General features: G+C 55.2%; 20 protein-coding genes. All 20 read right to left on the reverse strand.

Translation table 11 applies throughout. The features are described from left to right. Window positions 1-22: 22 nt before the first annotated feature. The 20 genes from AC0IXH_RS14485 to AC0IXH_RS14580 all read right to left on the reverse strand — a co-directional run bounded on the left by AC0IXH_RS14485 (window position 23) and on the right by AC0IXH_RS14580 (window position 26,904). Complete coding sequence (locus tag AC0IXH_RS14485) at window positions 23-4,486, reverse strand: RHS repeat-associated core domain-containing protein (RefSeq protein WP_471720605.1); 4,464 nt, start codon at window positions 4,484-4,486, stop codon at window positions 23-25. Between the two features lie 3 nt (window positions 4,487-4,489). Continuing rightward, window positions 4,490-4,933: a DcrB-related protein gene (locus AC0IXH_RS14490; protein ID WP_151038343.1), complete on the reverse strand. Its 444-nt coding sequence runs from the start codon at window positions 4,931-4,933 to the stop codon at window positions 4,490-4,492. A gap of 61 nt (window positions 4,934-4,994) precedes the next feature. After that, entirely contained in the window at window positions 4,995-5,405 is a 411-nt protein-coding gene (locus AC0IXH_RS14495) for a lysozyme inhibitor LprI family protein (protein WP_471720606.1), read from the reverse strand. A 117-nt stretch (window positions 5,406-5,522) separates the two neighbouring features. After that, window positions 5,523-6,041: a hypothetical protein gene (locus tag AC0IXH_RS14500; RefSeq protein WP_471720607.1), complete on the reverse strand. Its 519-nt coding sequence runs from the start codon at window positions 6,039-6,041 to the stop codon at window positions 5,523-5,525. Beyond that, window positions 6,016-8,556, reverse strand: coding sequence for a type VI secretion system Vgr family protein (locus AC0IXH_RS14505; RefSeq protein ID WP_471720608.1), 2,541 nt, complete (start codon window positions 8,554-8,556; stop codon window positions 6,016-6,018). The genes AC0IXH_RS14500 and AC0IXH_RS14505 overlap by 26 nt, the downstream gene beginning before the upstream one ends. 204 nt (window positions 8,557-8,760) lie before the next feature. Continuing rightward, window positions 8,761-9,837, reverse strand: a complete 1,077-nt coding sequence (locus tag AC0IXH_RS14510) for a hypothetical protein (protein ID WP_471720609.1) — start codon at window positions 9,835-9,837, stop codon at window positions 8,761-8,763. Between the two features lie 21 nt (window positions 9,838-9,858). After that, window positions 9,859-10,296, reverse strand: coding sequence for a hypothetical protein (locus AC0IXH_RS14515; protein ID WP_242600501.1), 438 nt, complete (start codon window positions 10,294-10,296; stop codon window positions 9,859-9,861). A gap of 17 nt (window positions 10,297-10,313) precedes the next feature. Then, a complete protein-coding gene (locus tag AC0IXH_RS14520) occupies window positions 10,314-11,345 on the reverse strand; it encodes a PAAR domain-containing protein (protein ID WP_471720610.1) in 1,032 nt (343 codons plus the stop codon). 25 nt (window positions 11,346-11,370) lie between these two features. Further along, window positions 11,371-13,332, reverse strand: a complete 1,962-nt coding sequence (locus tag AC0IXH_RS14525; RefSeq protein ID WP_471720611.1) for a type VI secretion system Vgr family protein — start codon at window positions 13,330-13,332, stop codon at window positions 11,371-11,373. Window positions 13,333-13,391: 59 nt separating this feature from the next. Beyond that, entirely contained in the window at window positions 13,392-14,861 is a 1,470-nt protein-coding gene (locus AC0IXH_RS14530) for a serine/threonine protein kinase (protein ID WP_471720612.1), read from the reverse strand. 29 nt (window positions 14,862-14,890) lie between these two features. Continuing rightward, window positions 14,891-17,503 (reverse strand): type VI secretion system ATPase TssH, encoded by a 2,613-nt coding sequence (gene tssH / locus AC0IXH_RS14535; RefSeq protein ID WP_471720613.1) that lies wholly within the window; start codon window positions 17,501-17,503, stop codon window positions 14,891-14,893. A gap of 56 nt (window positions 17,504-17,559) precedes the next feature. Beyond that, window positions 17,560-18,624 carry a type VI secretion system baseplate subunit TssG gene (gene tssG / locus AC0IXH_RS14540; protein WP_471720614.1) on the reverse strand — a complete coding sequence of 355 codons (1,065 nt, stop codon included), beginning with the start codon at window positions 18,622-18,624 and terminating at the stop codon, window positions 17,560-17,562. Beyond that, a complete protein-coding gene (gene tssF, locus AC0IXH_RS14545) occupies window positions 18,621-20,498 on the reverse strand; it encodes a type VI secretion system baseplate subunit TssF (protein ID WP_338571426.1) in 1,878 nt (625 codons plus the stop codon). The genes tssG and tssF overlap by 4 nt, the downstream gene beginning before the upstream one ends. A gap of 2 nt (window positions 20,499-20,500) precedes the next feature. Further along, a complete protein-coding gene (gene tssE, locus AC0IXH_RS14550; protein WP_053140497.1) occupies window positions 20,501-21,082 on the reverse strand; it encodes a type VI secretion system baseplate subunit TssE in 582 nt (193 codons plus the stop codon). Further along, on the reverse strand, window positions 21,079-21,897 hold the full coding sequence (locus AC0IXH_RS14555) for a type VI secretion system accessory protein TagJ (RefSeq protein WP_346566928.1): 819 nt from the start codon (window positions 21,895-21,897) through the stop codon (window positions 21,079-21,081). The genes tssE and AC0IXH_RS14555 overlap by 4 nt, the downstream gene beginning before the upstream one ends. Before the next feature lie 25 nt (window positions 21,898-21,922). Next, on the reverse strand, window positions 21,923-22,915 hold the full coding sequence (locus AC0IXH_RS14560; RefSeq protein WP_346599891.1) for a hypothetical protein: 993 nt from the start codon (window positions 22,913-22,915) through the stop codon (window positions 21,923-21,925). 18 nt (window positions 22,916-22,933) lie between these two features. After that, a complete protein-coding gene (locus tag AC0IXH_RS14565) occupies window positions 22,934-23,728 on the reverse strand; it encodes a PP2C family protein-serine/threonine phosphatase (protein ID WP_041692207.1) in 795 nt (264 codons plus the stop codon). Further along, entirely contained in the window at window positions 23,728-25,854 is a 2,127-nt protein-coding gene (tagH, locus tag AC0IXH_RS14570; protein WP_471720615.1) for a type VI secretion system-associated FHA domain protein TagH, read from the reverse strand. Before tagH ends, AC0IXH_RS14565 begins: the two co-directional genes overlap by 1 nt. 196 nt (window positions 25,855-26,050) lie before the next feature. Further along, window positions 26,051-26,452 carry a lysozyme inhibitor LprI family protein gene (locus AC0IXH_RS14575; protein ID WP_471720616.1) on the reverse strand — a complete coding sequence of 134 codons (402 nt, stop codon included), beginning with the start codon at window positions 26,450-26,452 and terminating at the stop codon, window positions 26,051-26,053. Between the two features lie 86 nt (window positions 26,453-26,538). Continuing rightward, window positions 26,539-26,904: a hypothetical protein gene (locus tag AC0IXH_RS14580; protein ID WP_471720617.1), complete on the reverse strand. Its 366-nt coding sequence runs from the start codon at window positions 26,902-26,904 to the stop codon at window positions 26,539-26,541. Between the last annotated feature and the right edge of the window lie 54 nt (window positions 26,905-26,958).

A 26,958-nucleotide genomic window follows, 5' to 3' on the forward strand; every position in this document is an offset into this window, starting at 1 on the left:
TTATTCTCGTGGCCTTACATAGTTAAGGTTTAAGTGGTTGCTCATCGATAACTTCCAAATAATTCATCCTATCTCTCGGCGAAACATTCATTTCAACTTGAGAACCACCGCCTGGGAGATAAGTACCAGCACCTTTATCAACTTGAGGGCCAACAGCCCCTATTTTAACTGGCAATGGATGTTTGACTTCATATGTTATAACTCGATCTATCTCGGGTTTCCATTCGTTTTTAACTGCAAGTTCGTTCCTAACATAGGATACATTTGGAATATCATCAAATGTTGCAAATCCACCGGGCCTTGTAGCAGGTTGCCCTGGAGAGACAGCCATCTTTATTCTTGTTCCGGGTATGAGAGTGGCTTCTAAAGGTGAGCTATTTACTGGCCACGGAGACTGTTCACGAATGAGTTTCTGGTAAGCTGCAGCAGATTCGGTTGAAGTTTTGAAATGACCACGATGCTGCCGCTGGAATGCATTCCAAGTGTTATCGCGACTACATTTAGATTTTAAACCTAAGGGATCAACCCACCCCAGCGGATTCGGCGCATAAGCATATAAGTTAATCCCACCACTTAGCCCTATCGGGTCAGGCTGGGTAAACCTTGCGCAGTCGGGGTCGTAATACCTGAACAGATTGTAGTGTAACCCGGTTTCACGATCCAGGTACTGGCCCTGCATTCTCAGGTTTTGCGCAAATCCGGGCGATTTTAACGGCTCTTCACGCAGCAATTTCCCCCAGGCGCCGTTATGTCCGTGCCAGCGGAGCTGACTCTGTTCGTCGGTTAACCGCTCCGGCGTGCCGTTGGGATGACAGTGATACCAGTAGATTTCCGGTTCTGTCACCCCGTCAATACGGGCCAGAGGTTCGTAACTGTTCTGATCCGCATAGACATAAGTCAGCGGGATGCTGTCCTGAATTTCCTGTAAAAGCCGCAATCCTTCCCAGACAAAACAGGTTGTCCGTGGTTGCCCAATCTGCTCACCGTTCCTGATATTACGGCTGGTTTTGCTGATACGGCGCCCCAGCGGATCGTATCTGAAACTGACATGAACCCCAGCACCATGCCTGGCTTCACGGACGACGTCACTCAGCCGGTGTTCTCCGTCGTACTGATAGCGCCAGCGCTCACCGTCCCGGACTTTCTCTACCGTCCTGCCGTGAACGTCATATTTCCAGCGGGCCCCGTGTAGTTCCGACACCCGGTTATGCATCACCGGCTGGTCGCTTTTATCCAGCGGATTAGACGCGGCATCCCATCGCCACTGCTCATGGTCAGGCAAGCCGCCATCCTGTTTCAGTAACCTGCCGGCCGCATCATATTGCCACTGCCGCCAGGCGAAAGGATTGTCGTCATGCTCTTCACGCACCAGGTTATTGCGGTAATCATAATCCCAGCGGCGGGACCACTGCCTGGGAGCCGGGCGCTGGCGGGAACCGGTGAACACATCCCGCTGACAAAGCCTGCCAAGCCGATCGTAAGAAACCCGGCTGATTAATTCGCCCTGCGTGCGGCTGGTTTCACGGTGCAGGTTGTCACGACTGAAGCCGGTAATCGGCAGGTTGTCGAGCGCGATATTTAACAGATGGCCGCTGCCGTAATAAAGGTTTCGCAACCTGCGGCCATCAGGCAGCGTCGTCGCTATCCGGTTGCCCAGCGCGTCCCATTCATACTCAACGGCACCCTGTTCCCCCGACTCTTTGATTAATCGTCCAAGCGGATCGTAGGTGAAATCCAGCGCCTGTTCTGGCGCTTCCGTGACGCTCTGATTATCCAGAGCAGGATGGTAAGAAGCCCTGAGCAGCTGGCCTATCTTTGAGTAGTCGAAACGGGTTTCCCCATCGGGCGAGCGTCTGCCGGTTACCTGTCCCCGGGGATCGTAGCGAAAGAGATGGCTGAACTGTGCTGAAGTATCCGCAGCAAAAATACGTTCGGCCACGCGTCCGCTGGCATCATAGCCATAGCGGGTTACAACGCCATCCAGACCGCGCTCTTCAAGTAAAAGCGAGTCGGCTCCCCACTGGAAACCATAGCGCTCGCCATTTTCATTAATCAGGCTGGTCAGGCGGCTGCGGTTGTCGTACTCCCGCAATACCTCGCCGCCCTCGGGACTGCGGGTGGCAATTAATCTGCCCGCTTCGTCATACCTGAAGTGACTCTGTTTTCCATCCGCTGCCAGATGCTTAACGGGGAGGCCACGTTCACTCCAGTGCAGTGTCTCTTCCCAGCCTTCCGGACGTTGCAGAGCCACGGGGCGTCCTGCAGCATCATAAACGTAGTGAGTTTCTTCCCCATCGGGTGCAATTTCAGCGATCAACCAACCAAGCGGATGATAGCGATAATGGGTGGTAAAACCTGAGCAGTCCATGACGGCAACCACCTGACCGGCAGCATTGTATTGGTATTTAGATACGCCGCCAGCGGCATCCGTACGGCGGATAACCTGACCAAAATCATCACGCTCCATCTGCTCGCTCAAGCCTTCGGCGGAGAACACCTTCGCCAGACCATAGCGTTCGTCATACATGAAACGTACGCCGGTACCGTCAGCTTCGATAATTTGGGTCGGCAAGGCCCGCGTCTCAAGCCACTGTGTGGTGCGGACATACCCGCACGCATCCTCTTCCTCAACCCGGTTGCCCGCTTCGTCGTAACGAAATTTCGTCGTATTACCCAGGGGATCAACCGTTTTGATCAGCTGCTGGTTTGCATCCCAGTCAAAGCGCCAGATTTCTCCCCGCTCATCGACATAACGGGTAATTAGAGATTGAGCATTCCAGAAATGACGATGCTCACGCCCATCACCATGGACAACGCGGGTTATCCCGGTATCCAGCGCGTAGGTGAGCGTGCTGCTGTCGCCGGCACTGGTTCTCGTGGCGACCACCCGCCAGTGATCAAAGTACTGCCAGCGATACTCACTGAGCATTCCGCCCGGCAAGCGGTGCGAGCTCATTAGCCCCTCATCGTTATAGGTAAATGCCCGGGTCACTACGCCGGAGGCATCTGTGACCTGTGCCAGTTGGCCGGACTCAGCATAAACATACGCTATCAGCGGCCAACGGGTTGTACCGTCATCATGAGTGAGGGAGGTTACGCGTAGAGGGAAACGCAGATCTGCATAATCCAGATGAACGTCAATAGCACAAGGCGCATCATGAATGCGGCAAGGGCGTCCCTGCTGGTCATAATCAATCTCCAGCATGTTGCCATACTCATCACTCAGCGAGGCCAGACGAAGCTGCTCAGGCTTACCGCGAAGAGGACGATAGAGGCGCCATACGCTGCCATCCTCGTCAGCAATCGCCAGCTCACCGCCTGGCCCCCGCCGGAAGATCAGGCCATCAGCAGGGCTGTAGAGAGGTTCATTTTCGGCGGGTAATGCAAAACGAAGTTCGCGCCCAAATTCATCGAACCAAAGGCAATCAGTACCCGTGATTTCAAGTCGGGTATCGAACAGGGTTGTCCAACCCGTACCAAAAAGCCCTTCCAGCCGTGAACGGCTGTTGTAGTTACGTTGCCAGCGGAGAGGAAAGCGTCCCGGCAGGGTAAAATCCAGATCGCTGTCATCATTAAGCACCTTTGCACCCGTTGCCGCATGCACAGGGTTAGACGAGGAAAAAACAGCGTTAACCAGCATATCCGCTGCCATGCCGCCAATAGCGCCTGAAACCATACAGGGCATATTGCGCAGCACCTCACCGGGCCGCCCTCTGAGTAGCGGTAACAGCATCATTGCTACGGCCAGACCGGGCGTTTTACCGCTTTTGATCTCCCTGACGACCACACTTTCACCACCGATAATGACATCAGGAGAAACGTTATCGGCAACGGTTGCCTCGCAGGTAGAACGGTCGCCGGCGCGGATTGCTGGCTGCCCATTGATCAACACTGACGAAGACCCTTCCGCCATAAACTGCGGCCCGGGGTGCTTCTCGCAAGCGACCATATCCTGCTGAGTCGGGTCTGCATTCGCCACCGGCCCGGCGACGGAAGGTTGCCAGAACGAATGCGCAATCTGCCCCAGGCTTCCCAGTAATTCCCGTCCGTAGTCCATAAAACTCATGGGGGACTGGCTTTCCGGCACTACCGTGGCGGCTGGCAGTAATTTGGCTGCCGCACGGGCAGCCATTTTATTATTCGTCAGAACGTTATCTGAGCCGCTGATGATTTTTCCGCATACGGACGGGGGAAAAAGGAAGTCACCGACACCACTGGCGACGTTTGCAATGTCATCTGACAGCCCGGCCGCATTGGCCAGCAGGCCACCGATGATGCCACTGAGAACACAGCTTCCTCCTACTGTTGCCAGACCCGCTGCCACTGCGCCCGCTCCTGCCAGAGGCGCTGCCGCCGCAGCTGCGGCACCTACTGCTGCGCCAATAGCGGCATAAGCGGCACCTTCCACCACGATACTGGTTATGTCAGCAAAAATGCTGGAGTGAATAAGATCGTCATCCTTGCGCGCAGCAGGTTTATTACTCATGACTCAGGCATCCTGTCCGGGAGTGTGGAGGGCTAAGGTATTTTTCAACGCATCCCAGCGGATGGCGTCTTCGTCGGTAAAAGGTCGCAGGGCAGAAAAGGTAAAGACCATCAGCGTGTTTTTTTGCGGAACCTGAACGGCAAGCTGATGCTGATAAAGCGCCTGTCCGTTACGTTCAAACTGACTTGTCACCTCTACAGCACGTATCTGCTGCCCGGCACCCACGCTCACGCGCAAAAACTCAGACTGTTGCAAGTGGGTCATTTGCTCACGCATGCTGTCCCACTGGCGGTGAAACTCTTTTTCGAAATCACTGCCGTCCGGAACAGGCCCACGGCTGACAATCACCGAGATCCCATTGGCATCATCCCGCAGCACATTCATGCTGTTATCCAGCCAGTCGCTGGCTGGCAGCGAAAAAGATCCTTCATTTAGATGATATTGCATGGCAGTTACTCGTTAGATAGAAAAAAGAATTAATGGCCAAAAGGCCAGCAGAATTGGCTGACTAAGGTTTCAGCGAAGATAAAGCATGAGAATATTTATTGGCGCGCTCCAGTGTCATATCCAGAATACAACCGGTTCGCATAACTTCCGCATTGCTACCTGGCGCTTCAATAGCATATTCAGCATCGCATTCTGCATCTCTGAAAGTGACCCAGGCTCGCTGGGATTTTATTGTAGCCGTACGTAAGGCAGCATTAATATTTGCGAGATAGCGTCGATATCCCTCGTTAAGGCGTTTATCTTGAGCCACAGTTTCAATCCTATTGCAATTGACTGTTTCAGCCGAAGCGCCATTCGCCTGATTGAGACACAAGGAATAATTGCTTGAGTATTCATTAGTTGCGGAATATACATTCAAAGGAAGCATGAAAAACAGGAGTAAAAATAGGGTTCTTGATTTATTTTTTGACATGAAGATAACCTACCCAACATTCCTAACAACCACTAACCTATCGAATTACTTCGAGAAATAGTAAGGTCTACCTTCATCAGGAGTAGAGTGAAAATATAACCAACATTGATTTCTTCGTTAATTTTTAATAATTACACTACTTAAACATTCAGCTTTATTTTCTGCAAAACTAAATGTCACTACTTGACCTTTTTCATCAGGAGCTGAAGAATAGCCGGTAACATCTTCAGATGAGTGTCCTTGAGGTGTTTCGGTAATCACAAGAGAAGGATAATGTTTCCTCACCTCTTCCAATTTAATGCAACGGTCTGATACGTCGACATAGAAAATGAAAGGCTTATCATTTTCTTTTTTATTTACCCGTAGATTGAGGTTTTTTAACTTTGTTCCATCCACTAACGTGAACTCGGATGAATGATAAAAAGAAAAGTAATGATTTTCTTTATATATATTTAATGGCACGGGGAGTAATGGCTGTAGAGATTCAGCCGAAATTGATAAAGCAGGGCGAACGCTGTCAATGAAAGACCATATGTTATCATGCATCACTACTGCTCCTCTGGCAAAGTTCATTGTTAGTACCCCTGCACATAGTAGAGAGAATAAAAACTTATTTCGCAGGGAAGTTTTTATCATACCATCCTCCATAATAATCTTCATAGGTCTGCCCCGTATTGGATGTAACCTCTCCTTTACCGAAAATCCTTCCTATAGATTCTTCAGCTTGTACTTTTGTCTTAACACCACTCTGAAGTTCATCATAAACCTTATTATAAGATGCGGTATTTTCATAATTCCCGGCGACACCGATATCTTCCCCTCCATTGGAAAGGATCTCTCTTCTGACTTCAATATTTTTAAGCGTAGCAGCTCCCTCATCGCTAAGTGCACTGTTAAGGTAGCTGTCTTTTGATGAGAAGTCATTTTTAGGTGTATATAATGCGTGGCCAGTTTCATGAGCGATTGATTGAACTGCATTGGCTGGATCCTTCAAGTCATTACTGTCAACGGTGATAACTTGCTTACTCCGATTGGCTGTTGTTCCTCCTCCCGCCTTTCCTTCCTGTAGTTCCCATCCTTGCTCCTGAAGCTTCTTAAGATCTTCAGTCAGTGTTGGTGATTCGCTGACAAGTTTGTCAATATCTTGCCCAAAAGGGGTGACATCTGGAATATGAGTTTCAGTCGTTGAGAGTGGGGCTGGAGCCAACGCAGGCGCAGCAGCCTTACTGCCCTTTTTTGCCGGGAAAAGCGCCTCCACAGCACTTTTGATATCTGCTTTATGGCCTGCGCCAGGTGCAGCAACTGCTGCAGCGGTGCCATCATTCAGGTTGAGCTTGCCGCCACTGGTGTTGATGTAGCCCTGCCCCTCGACGAAAATATTGAAGCCTTTGCCTTTCATATTGATCTGCCCGGCTGCCGTGAGTTCAATTGCGCTCTCGCCGCACAGTAAACGCAGCGTGGTGCCTGATGCCAGTACGTATTCATCTACAGCTGAATCACTTTTCTTACTTCCGGTGAGGATAGTTTCTCCCACCTTCACACCATGTACCCGGCTTGCTTCAACACGGTGTTGCTCATTTTGCCCTACGTAATGCGAGTGATTTTGGCCGACTGTATGACTGGCATCCGCCTTCACATGGGTATCCATGTTCTTCTGCGCCTGGATCCACACCTGCTCCTCCCCGGCCTTATCTTCAAAGCGCAGGGCGTTGGCGTTGTCCGGCGAACCGTCCTTCGAGCGACTGAGGAAGCCCATCTGGGTGGCCGCTGCCGGCAGTGCCCACGGCGGCATGCTCGCTTCGTTGTAGACCCGGCCGGTGACGATCGGCCGGTCCGGGTCGCCGTTGATAAAGTCGATCACCACCTCGTCGTTGACGCGCGGGATCTGCACGCCACCAAACCCCTGACCCGCCCAGGCGCTGGAGACGCGCACCCAGCAGGAGCTGGTGTCGTCGCCTTTTGCCAGCCGGTCCCAGTGGAACTTCACCTTGATGCGGCCATATTTGTCGGTCCAGATCGATTCGCCTTTCGGCCCCACCACCTTCGCCGTCTGCGGGCCGTGGGTGCGCGGCCATTCTGCCGTCGGCTGCGGCCGGAAGGTGACGTCGGACGGGATCACCACGATATCCACCTTGTGGATGGTGCTTCCGCTGTTGCTGCTGGCGTAGCTGTTCTCTTCGAAATCGTAAACGGCCTTAATCGTCAGGTATTCGCCGTTATCGCTGAAGAACGGCGCGTTCAGCAGGGTGAAGGTGTTTCCCGGCGCCAGCCCCAGCGCGGTGCCGGAGGCGGTGACCTGCTGGTGCTGGGCCTGCCACACTTCCTGGCGGATTCTGGCGTAAAACTCGCCGTGGTCGTGGTCGATAAAATGCCCCGGCCAGTCGTAGACGTCGATTTGACCCGGCGACGGTGAGGCCGGATTCTGCCGCGCCTGGAACATCCACGCGTTGGGCTTGCGGAAGTCGTAGTCATCGATGCTGTACAGCCCCGGCGTCACCTGGTCTTCCAGGCTCCACAGGCTGATGCCCTCTTCGCTGGTCGAGCCGCCGGACGGGGTGACGTGGTACGGAATGGTTTCATAGCCGCTGAACGGCTGATGCTGCTGCGCGCTGTCCATCAGCACCATGGTGTGTTTATCCGCTTCATGGCGGAAGTAGTAGTAAATCCCTTCCAGCTCCATCAGGCGGCTGATGAAGTTAAAGCTGCTTTCCTGATACTGCACGCAGTATTCCCACACGCGGTAGTTGCCGGTGAGCTTGTCTTCTACCGTCACGTTGTATTCGGAAAGCAGCGTTTTAATGATTTGCGTTACCGTCTGGCTCTGGAAGATGCGCAGGTTTCTGTCGCGCTTCAGGGGCCACAGGTCCGGCTCCATCACCAGGCTGTAAACCGCATAGCGCGTGCCGCTCAGCTCGGTACTGCTGACAGACACTTTGGTGATTTTCCCGTTCAGGTAACGTGTTGCCATCAGGTTCTGGGTGGGGATGGACACGGTCATGGGCTGCCCCAGCAGGGCCTTACGCTCAATGCGGGCATCGGTGCTCAGGAGCTGGACGGTGATTTCAAACGCGCTGGAAAGCGCCTCCGTGCCGTTCAGTTTCCAGAACAGCAGGCCGTCCATCGGCAGTTGAACTGTAATGCGATCAAGCATGATGATTTCCCTGAAAGACTGCGCCCGGCCGGTGATGGGCCGGGCTGAATGAATAAGAGGGGTAATGCAGAGAGAACCGTACCTTCAGGAGGACGTTGCGATTAAATAGGGCAGAAGAGAAAATTGATTGAATGATACTGAGCACTTCACGTCATCAACAGTGAGTCTCTAAAAATCAAGAACGGGTCACGAAGCCACACGTTTTTACTGGCCTGTTTTCACGTTGATATTAATTGTTGAAAGGACTAGTTCGAGACAGCGTTTGTTAGCTTCATAATGATATTCTTTATGATTAATATTTTTGCCCACCAATTCGATGTAAACCCACAAGTCGGCATGGCTAAGTATAAACATTTGATAAAATGCGCGCATATTCTCAGTGGCGCTGAACACGTCGCCAATACAGGTATATACGTCTTGATCAAGATTATCATTGAAATTATTAATGATGCGCTGGACTTTTTTAACCGTAAGCGTCACAGAATTTTCATTATGATAGAACCGTTCAACAGATTTATTAAATACTTGTTCCGGTGAATGATGCAAAGGCTTGGAATAAAAATAAATATTTATTACGCCATAGTTAATACCTTTAATCGTATGCTCTACAAGCAATCGGTTATCGGCAACGTTCTTAGCCCTCCAGGAGGCAGGAACTTTAAATGAGCTGTCAGCATTAAGATTAATAGTCGTCAGCAATTCTGCTGTGCCCAGATGACTACGATGAAGAAGATCCCAATTGACCACAACGGTATAGATATCATCAGCCAACGCGGGGTAATCCCCCGAAGCGCAGGAAGCTTTCAGAAGAAAGTAATTACCACCAGCGCTCTTAGGGTTGTAGTCTTTTTGCACAGTGTAACGGGAGATCACTTCTTCACCCGAAGGTTGCGTTTTGGTTGTTAACACATCAGCGAATTTCCCACTGCCAGAGGGATTATCGAGTATGCGTTGATGAAGAATTTTCTCTCCCATCAACGATAGCTTATTAAACAACCAATCAGAGGCATTCATTTCCCACGGGCAATGCTCATATGCAGCCCATATCTCAAGATAAGGTGACTTATCTGGCGAGACATAGCGACCGATATTGGTTAAGCCGACGTCATGAAAATCAATAGGATCGAGTTCGGCTGGCTTAACCTTCTGTGGCAATATCACCCAATAATGCAGCATCTCCTGTTTGGCAGAAGTATAAAGGCATTTCCAGAAATGCTGCTGCACCTGCTCATTTGTAAATGCTGAGGTCAGCGGGAAGTCATAACTGCGATCAATGTTCATAAAAACCCTCTGTCCAGGCGGTTATGCCAACCAAATACCATAAAATATTAATACGCTGCCGAATGAAATCAGGCATTTTGCTAACAAGATAAGTGATGACCCATAACGATTAGAAATAGAAGCTATCTCTTGATAATGGTCTTTATTATGGTCACGGTGAAATGCAATTATCCTTGAAAAAATAGCACAAATCATAACCACAAGAAATTTCGTTCCTAAAATCATAGTAAACGACAGGAAAAATGTAACGGTTAAATATTTAGCTGTGGTTACTGAAATAACAGGAACTACAGTTGCAAAAAACTTGAAAATAAACCCAAATATAAATACACCTAAAATAACCGCTAAAAACTTGAGACCAAATGAAATCCACTCTTTCTTATTGAAAGTATCCTTTCCATTCCAAAGGTAACATAATGCCAGCATTAAAAAAAACAAGAACCCAATCCAGTTCATCATTAAAAGCCTCTAAAAATTCAATCGCCAATCAACACAATAACACAACCTGTTAAAATCACCCCATCACCATCAGACGGTTTAATCTCGCCATCATCTTCATAAAGTAATTTAAGTATAGGTTTAGCTGAAATTTTAACATTAACATCGCCTTTAAGCCCTAAAATTATAGCTAACTCCCCAGCAATCTTTAGATTACCTGAGTAATCAGTCTCATCTATATAAGCAGTCAATCCTGCTGAAACCCCAGCTCCACCAATAGGGGCTCCGAACTTAGCTTCGGCGACAATAAAACTATATATATCAATGTTTACAATTGCTTCAGGTTTTAGTAACGCCGCTTCGCTTCCCCCCTCCACACTAAATCCATAGCGCCCCTTATTACCATAATAAAGTTCACCAATAGCTTTAGATTCGACCGTTGCTATGCTTACGTCACCTGACACACCACCATAGAGGGCCCCCTGACTCCCCAAGCCTGCGGTACCACCATATTGTACCGCAGTAGCAGTACCACTCCCGTTCACTCCAAATATTCCGGAGTCACCACCATATAGTGAACTATTGAGATTCGCTACGGCCAATTTATTACGATTTTCAAACTTAAATAAATCATCACTTTTCATATTACCAACGGTGAGGTCTAAAAGTGAAAACCCAGCCGATGCACTATCATAATTACCATCACCGGTTTTATCCTCGCTATTGTCATAGGCACCCAGTACTCGGAGATCAAACTTTTCTCCATGTAACATGCCATCGTCACCCGCTTTTTCAGCTAATGAGCCTCCCCAGTAGATATTTGGAGCTACTGCCGGTGCCCCCGACGTATTACACTGAGTTTTATCCCCCAATCTAGCAAGAGGTAGCCCATTTACCAGAACGCTTGCAGAGCCGCCGACAATAATGCCACTACCATGCTGAGAGCAGCCTACTGGGTCACCCTTTCTGGCTGCGGGGAAGCCCCCAATAAGCACATTGGGGCTGCCGGACTGAATTTGACCGGTATGAGCACACTGATCAATAGTTGCTCTGGCGGCTGGTTTTCCCATAAAATTATCATCCTTCCCTATGCCACTAGCTGTTCACTTTAATCAGAGCACCTTTAATATCGGTGATATTCACGCCGGTGATACTCACAGTATCATTAGCTTTTAACTCTGCATCCGTTCCACCACCAAGCGAGGTAAAGTTGGTCCCTTTAAAGAGCGCTTCATCCTCGCTCTGAGCCAGGATACTTCCCTCTGTCACCTGAATTTCAATCGCTGCCGGGGAAATCAAAATATAATTATCATTCACTTTTAATTTAATGCTGGTCGCGGCTTCAAGAAGTACATTACCTTCCTTATCCATGGTCAGAACGCTCTGACTTTCACCAACGTTGATAATATGTTTCTCACCTGTCTTGTGTGTCGCATTTACACCAACGTCGACATTTGAATGACGTTTAATAGTGACGTTCTCATCGCGCCCAATCGTTTTCTTACGATCGACACCGACTTCATGTGTTTCACAATTCTCAACCTCTGTGTCCATGTTCTTTTCAGCATGGATCCAGATTTGCTCATGTCCTGATTTATCTTCAAAACGGAATGCATTGGCGTTGTCTTTATGCCCATCCTTACTGCGGCTATAAAACCCCATCTGAGTTGCTGATGCTGGCAATTCCCAGGGTGGCATACTGGCCTGGTTATATACGCGCCCCGTTACGATCGGCCTGTCCGGATCGCCATTAATGAAGTCAATCACCACCTCATCACCTACACGCGGGATTTGCATACTGCCAAACCCCTGTCCCGCCCAGGCGCTGGAGACGCGCACCCAGCAGGAGCTGGTGTCGTCGCCTTTTGCCAGCCGGTCCCAGTGGAACTTCACCTTGATGCGGCCGTATTTGTCGGTCCAGATCGATTCGCCTTTCGGCCCCACCACCTTCGCCGTCTGCGGGCCGTGGGTGCGCGGCCATTCTGCCGTCGGCTGCGGCCGGAAGGTGACGTCAGACGGGATCACCACGATATCCACCTTGTGGATGGTGCTTCCGCTGTTGCTGCTGGCGTAGCTGTTCTCTTCGAAATCGTAAACGGCCTTAATCGTCAGGTATTCGCCGTTATCGCTGAAGAACGGCGCGTTCAGCAGGGTGAAGGTGTTTCCCGGCGCCAGCCCCAGCGCGGTGCCGGAGGCGGTGACCTGCTGGTGCTGGGCCTGCCACACTTCCTGGCGGATTCTGGCGTAAAACTCGCCGTGGTCGTGGTCGATAAAATGCCCCGGCCAGTCGTAGACGTCGATTTGACCCGGCGACGGTGAGGCCGGATTCTGCCGCGCCTGGAACATCCACGCGTTGGGCTTGCGGAAGTCGTAGTCATCGATGCTGTACAGCCCCGGCGTCACCTGGTCTTCCAGGCTCCACAGGCTGATGCCCTCTTCGCTGGTCGAGCCGCCGGACGGGGTGACGTGGTACGGAATGGTTTCATAGCCGCTGAACGGCTGATGCTGCTGCGCGCTGTCCATCAGCACCATGGTGTGTTTATCCGCTTCATGGCGGAAGTAGTAGTAAATCCCTTCCAGCTCCATCAGGCGGCTGATGAAGTTAAAGCTGCTTTCCTGATACTGCACGCAGTATTCCCACACGCGGTAGTTGCCGGTGAGCTTGTCTTCTACCGTCACGTTGTATTCGGAAAGCAGCGTTTTGATGATTTGCGTTACCGTCTGGCTCTGGAAGATGCGCAGGTTTCTGTCGCGCTTCAGGGGCCAGAGGTCCGGCTCCATCACCAGGCTGTAAACCGCATAGCGCGTGCCGCTCAGCTCGGTGCTGCTGACCGACACTTTAGTGATTTTCCCGTTCAGGTAACGGGTGGCCATCAGGTTCTGGGTGGGGATGGACACGGTCATGGGCTGCCCCAGCAGGGCCTTACGCTCAATGCGGGCATCGGTGCTCAGGAGCTGGACGGTGATTTCAAACGCGCTGGAAAGCGCCTCCGTGCCGTTCAGTTTCCAGAACAGCAGGCCGTCCATCGGCAGTTGAACTGTAATGCGATCAAGCATGATGATTTCCCTGAAAGACTGCGCCCGGCCGGCAGTCGCACCGGGCTGAAGAGAGGTGATTAACTTTGCGGATTCAGCAGCCACACGCCTTCACGATCGACGGTGATGCTCTGGTCGCGGGTCTGGCCGTTATTGCTGATGCTGAAGCGGTAGTCGCCCGGCGGCAGTTGCAGCATGGCAAAGCCGTTTGGCGACGGCACTAACGCCTGCGGATTGCCGTTCATGGCGACCTGGTCACCCGGCAGCAGCTTGATGTAGACCTGCGCAACCGGGGCTGGCGGTGGCGGCGCAACGGCTGGGGTCGCCTGTTCGGCACCGGTCTGGGTTTCCGAAGCGGCCGGAGTCGCCGACGGATTTGCGCGGGCGGTTTCCGTTGGCTGCGATGCCGATGCTGGTGCGGTTGTCGATGCTGGCGCAGTTGCCGCGCTCTCAGGCTGGCTGTTGCTGCCGCCTCCGGCAATCAATGCCCCCACGCCGATGCCCACCAGCACGCCCGCGGCAATCAATCCCGGAACCATAAAGCGTTTCAGCGGAGAAACGGGCGTCGCCGCCACCTCTTCTTCTGGCTCCACTGCCACCAGCATGGTGCCCGGCCCGCTGACTTTCACTTCGTGGATCTCGTTGATGTCGGTCGGGGTGAACTCCATCAGCGCGGCAAACTCATCGACGGTTTGTGGGCGATCTTCTGGCTGCAAGGCCAGCGCCCGATCGATGGCATTTAGCAGCGCCAGCGAGTAGCCAAACGGCTGACGCTGCATCAGCGGCTGGTAGTTATCTTCAATGCTGCGCACCACGCTGACCGGCGGCGGCGATCCCACAATCAGCGTGTGCAGCACCGCGCCCAACGCATAGATATCGGTCCAGGTGCCCTGCTCGCTCTCGTTATCGTCGCTGTATTGCTCAATAGGGGCGAAACCCGGCTTGAGCATGGTTTCGGTCTCATCGGACAGGTTGCCGATGGCCTTACGCGCCGAACCAAAGTCCAGCAGCACCGGCACGCCGTTCTCCTGAATCTGGATATTATCCAGCGAGATATCGCGGTGCAGATACCCTTCGTGATGGATGGTGTTGATCGCGCCAAACAGAGGCGGCAGCGCGGTGCGGATCCAGGCTTCGCTAATCATCTCCGGACGTTGCTGATGCAGCTGAGAAAGCGTGGTGCCGGTATAGAACGCGGTGCCCATATAGGCGGTATCGTTCTGTACCCAGAAACGCAGAACGTGCAGCAGGTTCGGGTGATTGAAGCGGGCCAGCAGGCGCGCCTCCTGAATAAAGCTGTTCAGCCCGGCGTGGAAGGTTTTGCTGAAGCGTTCGCTACGCAGCACCAGCGTCAGGTCATCATTGCGTACGGCCAGCGAGGCCGGCATAAACTCCTTGATGGCAATCGTCCGCTCCAGCTGATGGTCCCAGGCGCGGTAGACAATGCCAAAGCCGCCACCGCCAATCACTTCCTTGATTTCAAACTCGTTAAAGCGGTAGCCCACCGGTAAGGCATTCGGGACTGCGCGCGGATTATCGTGTTCTGACATATTGGACAACTCTCTGATAGTGACAGGCCTTAAGCCTCAAACTGACACTGGAATTCGCCCTGCTGTAAGGTCACACGCAGGCGGCGATACTGTTCATCCCGCGCGCTGGCGGTGAGCAACATCTGGCTCATCTGCGGCAACAGGGTATTGGTTAGAATGGCGTCAACCATGCGACCACCGGATTCCACCTCGGTGCAGCGCTGCACAATCTGGGCAATCACGCTGTCGTCCACCTCGGAAACAATGCCGTGGTTCTGCTCCAGGCGACGCTGGATGCGCTTCAGCTGCAGGCGAACAATGCTGGCCAGCATTTCGTCGCTGAGCGGGTAATACGGCACCACCAGCAGACGGCCCAACAGCGCGGGCGGGAAGACCTCCAGCAGCGGAGGACGCAGCGCAGCGGCCAGCGCATCGGGATCCGGCATCAGTTCAGGATCGGCGCACATCGCGCTAATCAGCTGGGTGCCGACGTTGGAGGTCAAAATGATGATGGTGTTGCGGAAGTCGATATGACGTCCTTCACCGTCTTCCATCCAGCCCTTGTCGAACACCTGGAAGAAGATTTCGTGCACGTCCGGGTGCGCTTTTTCGATCTCGTCGAGCAGCACCACGCTGTAAGGCCGACGGCGGACGGCTTCGGTTAACACGCCGCCTTCGCCATAGCCGACATAGCCCGGCGGCGCCCCTTTCAGGGTAGAAACGGTATGCGCTTCCTGGAATTCACTCATATTGATGGTGATGATGTTCTGCTCGCCGCCGTACAGCGTCTCGGCCAGTGCCAGCGCGGTTTCGGTTTTACCGACGCCCGACGGGCCGCAGAGCATAAACACCCCGACCGGCTTGTTGGGATCGTCGAGTCTGGCGCGCGACGTCCGCACCCGCTTAGCAATCAGATCCAGGCCGTGACGCTGACCAATCACCCGCTCGTTCAGCGTGTCTGCCAGCTTCAGCACCGCATCGATCTCGTTTTTGACCATGCGGCCCAGCGGGATGCCGGTCCAGTCGGAAACCACTGCCGCAACCACGTTGGCATCCACGGCGGCAAACAGCAGCGGCGATTCGCCCTGCAGATCCTTTAACTGCTGCTGACGGTTTTTCAGCGTGGCATGCAGTTCAGCCACATCTTCCGCACTGTCCTGATGCAGCTGGGCACGCAGGGCGATGATGCCATCGACCAGTTCCCGCTCAGCCTGCCAGCGGGCGGTTAGTGCTTCAGCCTGCGTGGCGAGTTCGGCCAGCTGTTCGCTTAGCGCCTCAACGCGCGTGCTGTCGCCAATGCCGACTTTCAGCTCGCGTCCGGCAATCTCTTTTTCGATTTCCAGCGCGTGGATGCGGTGCAGGCAGTCTTCCAGCTGCGGCGGCTGAGCGCTCTGGCTGACGGCGACGCGGGCGCAGGCGGTATCCAGCAGCGCCACGGCTTTATCCGGCAACTGACGCGCCGGAATATAGCGGTGCGACAGTTTCACCGCCGCGGCCACCGCTTCGTCCAGCAGCAGGACGCGGTGATGCTTTTCCAGCGGGCTGACGGTGCTGCGCAACATCAGCAGCGCCTTCTCTTCATCCGGCTCCTGCACCTGCACGGTCTGGAAACGGCGGGTCAGCGCCGGATCTTTCTCGATATATTTTTTGTATTCGGCCCAGGTGGTGGCACCAATGGTGCGAAGCTGACCGCGCGCCAGCGCCGGTTTCAGCAGGTTAGCCGCATCACCGGTTCCCTGCTGACCACCCGCGCCGACCAGCGTGTGGATCTCGTCGATAAACAGCACAATCGGCGTTGGGCTGGACTGCACCTCGTTGATCAAGGCCTGCAGACGCGCTTCAAACTCGCCCTTCATGCCGGCACCGGCTTGCAACATGCCGATATCCAGCAGCCACAGCTGCACGTCCTGCAACGGTTGCGGCACGTCGCCTGCGGCAATGCGCAGCGCCAGCCCTTCCACCACGGCGGTTTTACCGACCCCGGCTTCCCCGGTCAGTAGCGGGTTGTTCTGGCGACGACGCATCAGGATGTCGACCATCTGGCGGATCTCTTCATCACGCCCGGCCACCGGGTCAATCTTGCCTTCGCGCGCCCGTGCGGTCAGGTCCTGGGCATATTGCGCCAGCGTGCCCTGCTGCTGAGGAACCGCACCGGCATCAACCGGCGCGACGCTCACCTGCTGTTCCTCTTTGCTGTTGGCAAAAACGGTGTCGAACTGTTCCAGCAGCGCGTCCACGCTGATGCGACCAAACTGCGGCGAGATGCCCTTCAGCAAATTGGCAAGGTTGAAGGTTTTCAGCATGCCGATCAGCAGATGGCCGCCACGAATTTTCTGCACGCCGAATTTCAGGGAACCGTAAACCCAGGCGCGCTCGACGGCGCTGTCGATATGTTCCGACAGATCGGCGACGGCGCTGGCCCCGCGCGGCAGGCGATCCAACGCCGCCACGATATCCCGCGTCAGCGCCTCTTCATCCAGCGAGAAATGGCGGATCGCCTGTTGCAGATCGCCCTCCTGATGCTGCATCAGCTGATGAAGCCAGTGCACCAGTTCAACATAGGGATTGCCGCGCAGTTTGCAGAACGCGGTCGCACTTTCCAGAGAGGTGAATAACAGCTTGTCCAGTTTGCCGAACAGTACGGCGCGGCTGATTTCTGACATAGTTTTTCTCAGTAGTTGAAGGCGGTGATAAGCGGGATGACGACAGAATGACGTCCTTAAATCCCAGAGGTTTCAGTTGGTTCAGGGCTGAAGGTCAGATCGTTACGCGGCTGCGGATTTTCAGGGCAACCCAGCCAGCCGTTGTAGCCCAGCTGAGCCGGGCCACCGAGGCTGACGCCCTGCACGTCTTCCGCCGCCAGGATCAGCCGCAGGTCCCAGACGTATTCGATGCCCAGATACTGCCGAACCCAGTCGCGCAGCTGCTGTGCCCAGGGTGTGCCGGGCAAAAACCGGTTGTAATTTGCCAGGCTCAGCGGCCCCAGTTCGATGCGGAATTTATGCTGCACATCGCGCACCGCGATGCCGAGAAAGGCGGACTGGCCCAGTGTCGGCATCCGCCGTCCGGCACCCAGCTGCGCGCGCTCGCGGCGGTCGATCGGCTGCCAGTGCGGCACGTTTTCCACCAGCGTGACCGGCACCTTGAAATAGTGGCTGAGGATTTTTTGCAATCCTTCGGCATCGCGGCCGTTGCGGGTTAAGTGCCCGGCCACCGTATAGCGCGCATGTTCGCTGAGGCTGCCTTTTTCCAGCTGGCCGGGCTGGCCCATGCCAATCAGGCTGGCCAGATAGCGTTCAAAGTGATGGGCGTCCTCGCGGTCCAGCGACACCGTCGGCTGCGCATCGGCCCAGGCACGATAAAACAGCAGCGTCAGGCGATGATGGAACAGATCCGCAAAGGCGCTCAGGCTGTGATCCTGATGATGGTAGATGCGCTCGCGGGCATATTCGGTCAGGTGAACCGGCAGCGGGCCGTTGGGGCCGAACAGGCCGAAGCTGAGGATCGAAACATCGTGCAGCGGGCTGTTCTCACGCGGGCTGGCGCTGGCGAGCGTCGAGGGTGCGAAGGCCAGCGAAGGCGTCTGACCAATACGCAGCGGCTCGTGGCGCGGCAGCGGCGCCCGTCCCAGCGGATAGCGTTCTCCGCCCTGCGCATCCAGCCGCCGCAGCAGCTGGAACAGATCGTAGCGCCAGGGTGCCAGCGTCACGCCTTGCCAGAAATGTTCCGGCAGCCGCTGGATTTTGCGGAATCGTAACGTCGATGGTGCCGTCGCATCACTCATATCAGCGCCCTTTTGCCCATCCTCGGCGACCAGTAACCCACTTCACCGCGCTGCTGACTGATCAGCGTCACTTCGGTAAAGCTGTTCATCGCCACCAGCCGCGAAAAGACCCGCTCCAGCACGCTGCCCAGTAACCACGGGCTTGAACCGGAGAACGCCTGTTCATCCACGCTCAGTTCGATGCCCACACCCCGCGCGAAGACGATCGGACCGGGTTCCGGCACCCGGCGATACACCGGCTTTAACTGACAGTGGCGGATGCCTTCGATCTGCCTCGCCACCGGCGCTTCCGCCAGATTGGCATACAGCCCCAGCAGCTGACGCAGCGCGGCAGCGCCCTGGCCTTCATCACTGTCCATCAGGCTGAGGTAGTTCATTTGCAGATGGCTGATCAAGCGCCAGGTCGTCAGCCCTTCGGCCAGCGCCGGACGCGGTGGCGTTGGCCCTTTCTTCAGCGTTAACTGACCGACCGGAATCGAGTCCGGCATCAGGAAGTTGCCCTGATCCTGTTGCAGCAGCATCAGCGGCAGATCGCGGCTGGTGCACAGCACGTCGGCGGTCAGATGGCGCAGATCATCGCTCCACGGGGAATGACGTTCATCCACCAGCGACAGGAAAACTTCCGAGCCGACATAGCCGGTCCGCGTGCCGTAACGCTGCGCGCGTTCAGACAGCGTGCGCTGTTCGCGGCGCAGCGAGAAATAGGCGCCGTAATCCCCGTGGTCCTGGCTGAAGGTGCTCCAGAACGGGCGGAAAACCTGTTCGTCCCGGCGCTTATCGCCGGTGGCATACAGCTTCTGAACCGAGTAAATCTCGTAATCCAGCGGGCGAATATTGTCGACCACCAGATGATATTCATGCACGCTGTCGCTGATTTTTTGCCGCTCGGCCGTCTTCGGGAACAGGTTGATCACCGGCGTGCAGTGCAGCGACAGATGGCTTTTATCAATCACCCTTTCCAGCGCCGCGTCGGCTTTATCCAGCAGCAGCACGATCTCAAACGCCTTCACCTCCGGGCCGCACTTGCCGAGAATGCCGCGCAGCTGGCTGATGTTGATGAACTGGAAACGGGCCGGAAAAGCAAAGTACTCCTGCAACAGCCGGTAGCCGTCGAAGTTGCGCAGATCGTCCGGCAGCAAGGCCTGGTCTGGCGAAAATCCTTCCTGGGTCAGCGCCTCATCGTTCATCACCACCCGCTGCGGCTGTGCTTCCACCGTCTGGCAGAAGCTGCCCACCGTGTGTTGCATAATCAATTCGAGCAGCTTTTGCGCCTGAATATCCGGGCCGCTGAGGAAGAACATCAGATCGTCAAAGGTCAGGGTGTTGAGGGTTACGTCGTTGAAACAGGTCAGGCGGATGCGTAGCGCGCTGGCGGCTCCGCGCTGGCTGAGGCCCATCGGCCCCAGCGGGATATCCGCCGGCACGCCGCCCAGCTCGACGCTGGTGATGGTCAGCGGTTGCAGCATCACATCGTGGGCGGTGCTGTAGCTGCAGGTGACGCCGCTTTTCTTCAGCGTCTGGCTGTCCATCATCGTGCCGCGCGGGACGCGAAAGCCGCCGCTGATGTCGCCTTTCTGGCTGTCCGGATGCAGCTCCGCTATCGCCATCGACGGCGTAGGCGCCAGGTAGTTTGGCGCAATCATCTCCAGCATCCGCTGGGAGAAACGCGGGAACTCGGCATCCATTTTTAACTGCACGCGGGAGGTCAGAAAGGCAAAGCCTTCCATCAGCCGCTCGACATACGGATCGGCGACGTCAATCCCGCGCATCCCCAGCCGTCCGGCGACTTTTGGGTAGCGTTCGGCAAACTCCGCCCCCATCTCGCGCAGGTACGCCAGTTCACGGTTGTAATAATCGAGCAGTTTGCTGTCCATGATTACCCTACGTCTTTAAACTCAAAATGGCCGTTTTCCAGGTCGACATCGGTGCGGAACAGGAATTCCAGCGGATAGGGCACGCACCACAGCCGCCCCTTGATTTCAATCGACAACACGTTGTGCAGGTCCAGCGAGGTGGTGTCTGATATGCAGCGCACCTGTAGACCCACCGGCAATATGCGCGGCTCAAAATGCAGGATCGAGTTGGTGAGCTTGCGCTGCACGTCCTGCCATTCGATGTCGGACATGCGCTGCCCGGAAAGCGGCGCCACGCCATAGTTCAGCACCGAGCGCTTCACCTCGGCGAAGGGCTCCAGATCCTGCTGCCCTTCGTTATTGATGCTGTTAAACAGCCACTGCAAATCCCGCAGCACATGCCGCCGCAGCGTGGTGTGGGAAATCACCGTGTTGCTGGCGGACTCTTTCAGCTTGTCCGGTGCGTTATCGGTCAGCCGATCCAGCAGTGAAGGCTGCATTTTGTCGCGGGCGTTTAACGCTTCCTGCTTGTTGCGGTGACGGTAGCCACCGCGTAGCAGATCGCTGCCCTGCTGCGGTTGATTCAGGTCGAAGTCATTGCTCATAGCGCCTCGTCGAAGGTCAGCACGTCCAGGCTCAGCAACGGATAGTCCGCTTCGCCGCTCAGCCAGGTTTTCTGCCCCAGTCCGCTAAAGTGCAGGCCGGCACCATCCAGCGGCTGCCATTCGGTGACGCTGGCCAGCAGCAGGTTATCAGCGGCGTCAGCGCCAAACGGATAGCGCACCGGGATCTGACACACCTGCTCGCTGCCGTCGGTCAGCCTGACCGAGGTATGACGCCAGACCAGATCGGTCACGCTGGCCGGTGCCTGAAAACGCAGTTCGCTGATGGCGCTGAACGGCAGCCAGGTGTAGCGCCCGTTGACGATCAGCTCGCAAATTGGGCCAAGGCGGCCATCGCCATCAATCAACCAATCGACCGCCTGCGCTGACTCATCCTTCAACTGCTTCAGGCTGCCGGGATTGATTTCAGCCGCCTCGAACGCCGCCGCACGCAGCTCGTCAGCCAACAGGTTTTTGCCCGCCGCATCGGCCCGCAGCGCGCTTAATAACCCTTCGGCCCAGTTAAAGGCGTCGCCAGGCATCATCGGCGAGGCCTCGCCGGCAAACACCGCCGCGCGCTGCACTTCTCCCGCCACCGCCTGCTCCAGCAACGTCACCGTCGGTTTGGCCTGTGGCTTCAACGCCGCCCAGGATTTCATCTGGGTGGTGGCGCGCGTCCAGTTTCCAGCCAGGCACAGCAACTGCACGAAGGCCGCGCGCAAATCGGCATCCGCCGGGTTGGCTTTAATTTTGCCTTCGACGCGCGCCAGCGTTTCCGCAAGCGAGGCGCCGGACATCAGGGTGCTGAGGGAGTACATAAGCTTTCCTTTGACGTGCAGTGAACTAGTTGAGGGTGCGGAATGAACCGGCTGCCGGGTCTTTCAGCTGCGGATGGAGCGCCTGCACCAGCTTGATGGTCAGCGTGCTTTTATCCGCCAGGTAAGGGGACCAGACTTTACGTACCTCAGCGAGGCGCGCCTTCACATCGCTTTCGTCGCTGGCCTGTGCGGCGGTAATTTCCACCACCACCGTGCCATCCGTTTTCCAGCCGTTAACCGCCGGGTCGAACGGCACCACCATCCAGCTCTGCGGCGACTTCTCATCGCTCAGCACCATCCGCTGATTATTCACGGTGGTGATTTGCAGATCCTGGCTGAGCGCTTTGCTGGTCAGTCCGGCCACCGGGAAGCCTTGCAGGAAGGTCATGCGCACGTTTTTGCTGGCCCCTTTGCCCAGCTGAGCAATCTGGCTTTCGCCGCTCAGCCAGCCATCGCTGCCACAGCTGACGCCGCCTTTGGCAGGCACAAACAGGGCGCTGGTCTGGTTGCCGCTACGGAAATAGGTGCGGAAGTGGCAACCGTCGAGCAGGCTGAACTGCACCCACGGCGTGGTATCGGCCGGCGGGGAAAGATCGGCCGCCGCTGGCGTGGCTGCCGGTGCGGTTTCGGCTGCCGGAGGCGCTGCTGGAGGCGTCACCGGGGCATCAGGTTCCACCTTCACCGCCCATGACTGGGCTTTGGCGGCGGTGCCTTTTGCCAGCGCACTGCCGTTGCTGTCGGTCATCTGCCAGTGAATGGATTCCATCTTGCCGCACTGATGCTGCAAGACCTTGCCGACGCGCGGCAGGAAATCGTTCAGCACGTCCGGATCCTTTTTGCCTTTTGCCACGATGCGCAGCGGAAGCTCACGCGTACACCAGTCCGCCGCATTTTTGCTTTTAACGTTATCGATCCAGATATCCAGTTTCTGCGAAGGCGAAGAGACCACGAGATAATCCTGCGCCCAGGCGCTGGACGCGATAAACAGGGAGAGCGCGCCTGATAGCCAATATTTCATATAAGTCCTTTAAGGCCGTTAATCACGAAGAGGGAAAAACTGGGCTGCCTGCGACAAGGAGTGCAGCAGCGTGGTGTCTTGTGGATCGCCAACCCAGACCGCCACGGCGCTGTAGTTGTCCTGGCTGGCCTCGGATTGCTGGTCGTTCTTGCGGATCACTTCCTGCATCAGCGTCAGCCACTCGTCCGGGGTGTTCACCATATGCAATGACTGCTGCATATGGTCCGGCGAGAGGGCGTGCCAGAAGCCGTCCGTGCAGAGTAAAAACGCATCGCCATCTTCAATCGGCACCACATCGCTGTAGCTGGCATCCCGCTCTTCATCGCCCATGCCCAGCGCAAAATAGAGCAGATTGCTGTTGATCCCTTCGGTCTGGTGTCCGGCATCTTTCATCTGCTGCACCAGGCTGTGGTCGGTGGTGACGTGATAGAGATAGCCACGGCGAAACAGATACAGGCGGCTGTCACCGGCGTGCGCCCAGTAAGCCAGCTCGAAATCCCGATCGATAAACAGGCTGACCATGGTGGTGCCCATGCGTTTGTAGTCGGTCATGGCTTTCTGCTGCTGGCGGATAGCGCCATTGGCTTCGTTGACGTAGCGGCGGATGCTCTGCGCATCCAGATGCCGATCGCCGTTGAAGCGCTCAAGGATGGTGTTGCGCGCCAGCTCAGCAGCGACATCACCGCCTGGCAATCCCGCGACACCATCGCAGACCACAAAGCAGGCCGACCGCTCACCGATGATCTCACCTGTCTGGTCCTGATTGCTTTCGCGGGCGCCCTGATTCGACATAGAGGCAATGGTGATATTCATCATTCTTCCGATCTGATTTGAGAGTCTTTGTACTGGTTCACTTCCATGTCATAGGCATGCAGAAACGCCTCGCCGAACAGGGTATGGAAGTCGTCTTCGATTTCACCGGCGGTTTCGCCATAGCGTTTGGTGAAGTGTTCCCACAGCGCGGCTTTGCGGCTGCTCGGCAAGGAGATCCGCGAGGTGATCCCTTCCTGTTTCGCTTCCTCTTCCAGCTGCTGAGGATTAAAGGATTGCAGCATCGAAGCGATGATCGCGCGGATCCCGGCGATCATCCCCAACTGGTGCGCCTGCAGATCGACCAGCGCATCGCGCACCGACTGTTTCGGCGGCATAAAGCCGGGCATGCGGCTGCCGAACATCTGCATCAGCACCGATTTACCTGACGGCAATAGCTTGAACGGGTTGTTCGCCTCGTCGAGGATCACCGTCATTTCTGCCTTCACGCCACGCTTGAGGATCGAACGGGAAGAGAGCAGCGCCACGGTCCCCTGCGAGAACATGCTGAGCATCTGCCCAAGCTCCTGCATGGAATCGCGATCGATGCGCGGCGTCGGTTGCAGATCGTTGAGCCCCATGCCGCCGATTAATGCGTCCAGCAGTTCACCGTCCAGCACCTGGCCACTGGAGGCCGATGACGACGACTGCTGTGAAGTCGTATTGGAGACAGGATCGATGCGCAGACGGCCTTTTGGCGGCGGCGTGGTATTACGGGCCACCGCCTGCGGCGTGGGCAGCGTGATGCCGCCGTAATCCGGTTGAGCGGCCGTCGGCGGCTGATCAAACAACGGCGAGTCAGGCTGATTTGCAGAAGACTCAGCAAACAACGGTGAATCGGCCAGATCTGCAGAGGATTCAGCGAACAGCGACGAATCGCCAGGGTCCGCCGGGGAGTCAGCTGACCGTGACGGCGTTTCGTCGCCATGCTGTGGCGCATCATCAAACAGCGGCGAAGCGTGCTGCGGGTTGGATTTGTCACCGGCAAACAGATCGAAGTCGCTATCCAGCGCGTGCGGCGCTGGCGGCACGATGGTGTGCTGCGGAGGTTGCTGCGTCGCCGGACGCGGCTGGCTGCCTGACGCATCCATCGGCGTTAGCGGCACGGCATTGCCCATCATCAGGCCCAGCGGATCGTCGCTGTTGGCCTGAGCCGGTGCACCACCGCCGCTGCCACCGAACAGGGCCAGCGGATCCAGCTCATCTTTCCCTTTACCCGGCTGCTGAGGCTGAGCCGCAGGCTGCTGCATCAGGGTGCTTGGCGTGCTGTCGTTGAAGATGCTGTCCTGCTTAAACAGGCCATCGTCATCGGTAAACAGGGAATCCGGCGTTTGATCGCGGCGATCGAAGTTCAGGCTGTCCGGCTTACTGGCAAACTGCGCCAGCGGATCCACCGGATTGCGATCCGGGGCCGGTGCCTCTGCAAACGGATTCAGGTTGGCCGGCTGTGGCTTGCTGCGATTTGACAGGCTGTCGGAGATGGAAAACTCCTGCGCCAGGCTGTCCCAGATTTCGCTGGGGATGGCTGCGGGCGAGTTCTCTTTTGCAGCAGACTGCGGTGCTGAAGGCTGCGGCTGTGGAATTACCGTATTCGCTGAGGCGGCCTGCGTGGACACCGGCGGCTGCGCGGCATGTGCAGTTGCAGACGGTGCAGCCGCTGCCTGCGGTGGAGTGTTCAGCGGTACAGCTTGCGAAGCGGCATTGGGAGCCGCCGATGGTGATGATACGTGCTGTGGCGAGGCCTGCGCTGACGCTGGCGCATCGCTTACCACGGCGCGGGAAATCGGCGCGCTCACAATGGGTTGCGCGCCCGCACCCAGCTCGCTCACCTGCAGTGCGTAATCATCAATACGGATGATATCGCCATCCTGCAGTTCCACCTGGCGGCCGCGTTGCAGAGGAATATCATTCAGGTGCACCAGGGTGACGGTGCCTCGGTTGGTAATTTGGCACTCGCCATTCGCGCTGACATGCACAATCGCCTGCAGGCGGGAGATGGAGCGGTTCTCATCCGGCAGCACCAGATTATTTTCAGTTCCCCGGCCAATGGTGCCGCCCGGCGGCATAAAGTCGCAGCTACGCTGTGGCGGCTGCTGACCCGATTTGGTCGCTATTATCGTAAATCGCATAACGGTTTCCTGCGTTGGATTTAGTCGGCATTCAAGCCTCGCGGCTCTTTAAATAAAAGCGGCGAAGTTTGCAGGCTGAATTAGAGGGAGATGGCGATGAAACTCATGGCGGATGGATATCACCCTCCGCTATGTGAATTCAATAATGTTTCATTGAGGACTTACCATTCATAACTGACTGCATAAATGCGGCGAATCAGCCATAGGGCATTTCTTTAAACTGCGCAATACGCTGTTTATCTAATTTGTTTATACAAATACTGACCATGCCAAGATGCGCACTGCTATCTTCGTCAGCAAGGCTGGCTTCCATTTTGCACTGCCCTTCACGATACTTTAACCAGTTGCGCTGAGTTTCCAGCAGGGTTTGTAATTGAAATTTTACGATGCTGCTATCACTCTTGTATTCTTCTTCGATACGTTTCTTTGCAGCAGAGTACTCTTTATTTAAAACCGCCTCGGTGGCATCTTTATTTCTTACGCTACAACTATCCACTTCCCAACTGATGGTTTTACTGCTGCAATTTTCTTCTGCTCGGGCGATATTACACAGTGCCAGCACGACTGCTGTGAGAATATATAATTGTAATTTATTCATTCATTTCTTTCCCAGCGCTATCCATGACGCCATTCAATCCTAAAACTATAATGTTTGAATGAACGAGTCTGTAAAGCGCCTCCTGATTATTCTGCGGGTTGTAATAATGACAGATTACCGCTTTTAGGATCGTCCTTATCACTAACCATCTGATGTGTTTTTTGATCAACATAGACGCTAAACAAGCGATGCTGAACCTGAGGATCGCCAGGGCAAGTCCCCCCCTGTTTTTCCATGACATCAACCAGATCCATTCCTTTTTCTGCATCTTTGGTGAACAAATAATCTGTACAGGCGGGATCGCTGACCAGTTTCTCCTTCTCGACAGTACTTTTAACCTGCTTTATCACTGAATTTACTGTCGGTGAAGTTGTTGCACTTGCACAGCCAGTCACCAGCAGCAAAGACGCTGCCAAATATCCTTTCATTTTTGAATTAGCCACCGTATTCATATTGCTCCGTTATCGCCATCCGCCATGTGAATACATTAAGGGTTCATTAAGGAC

It is taken from the genome of Erwinia sp. AC075 (genome assembly GCF_979253995.1).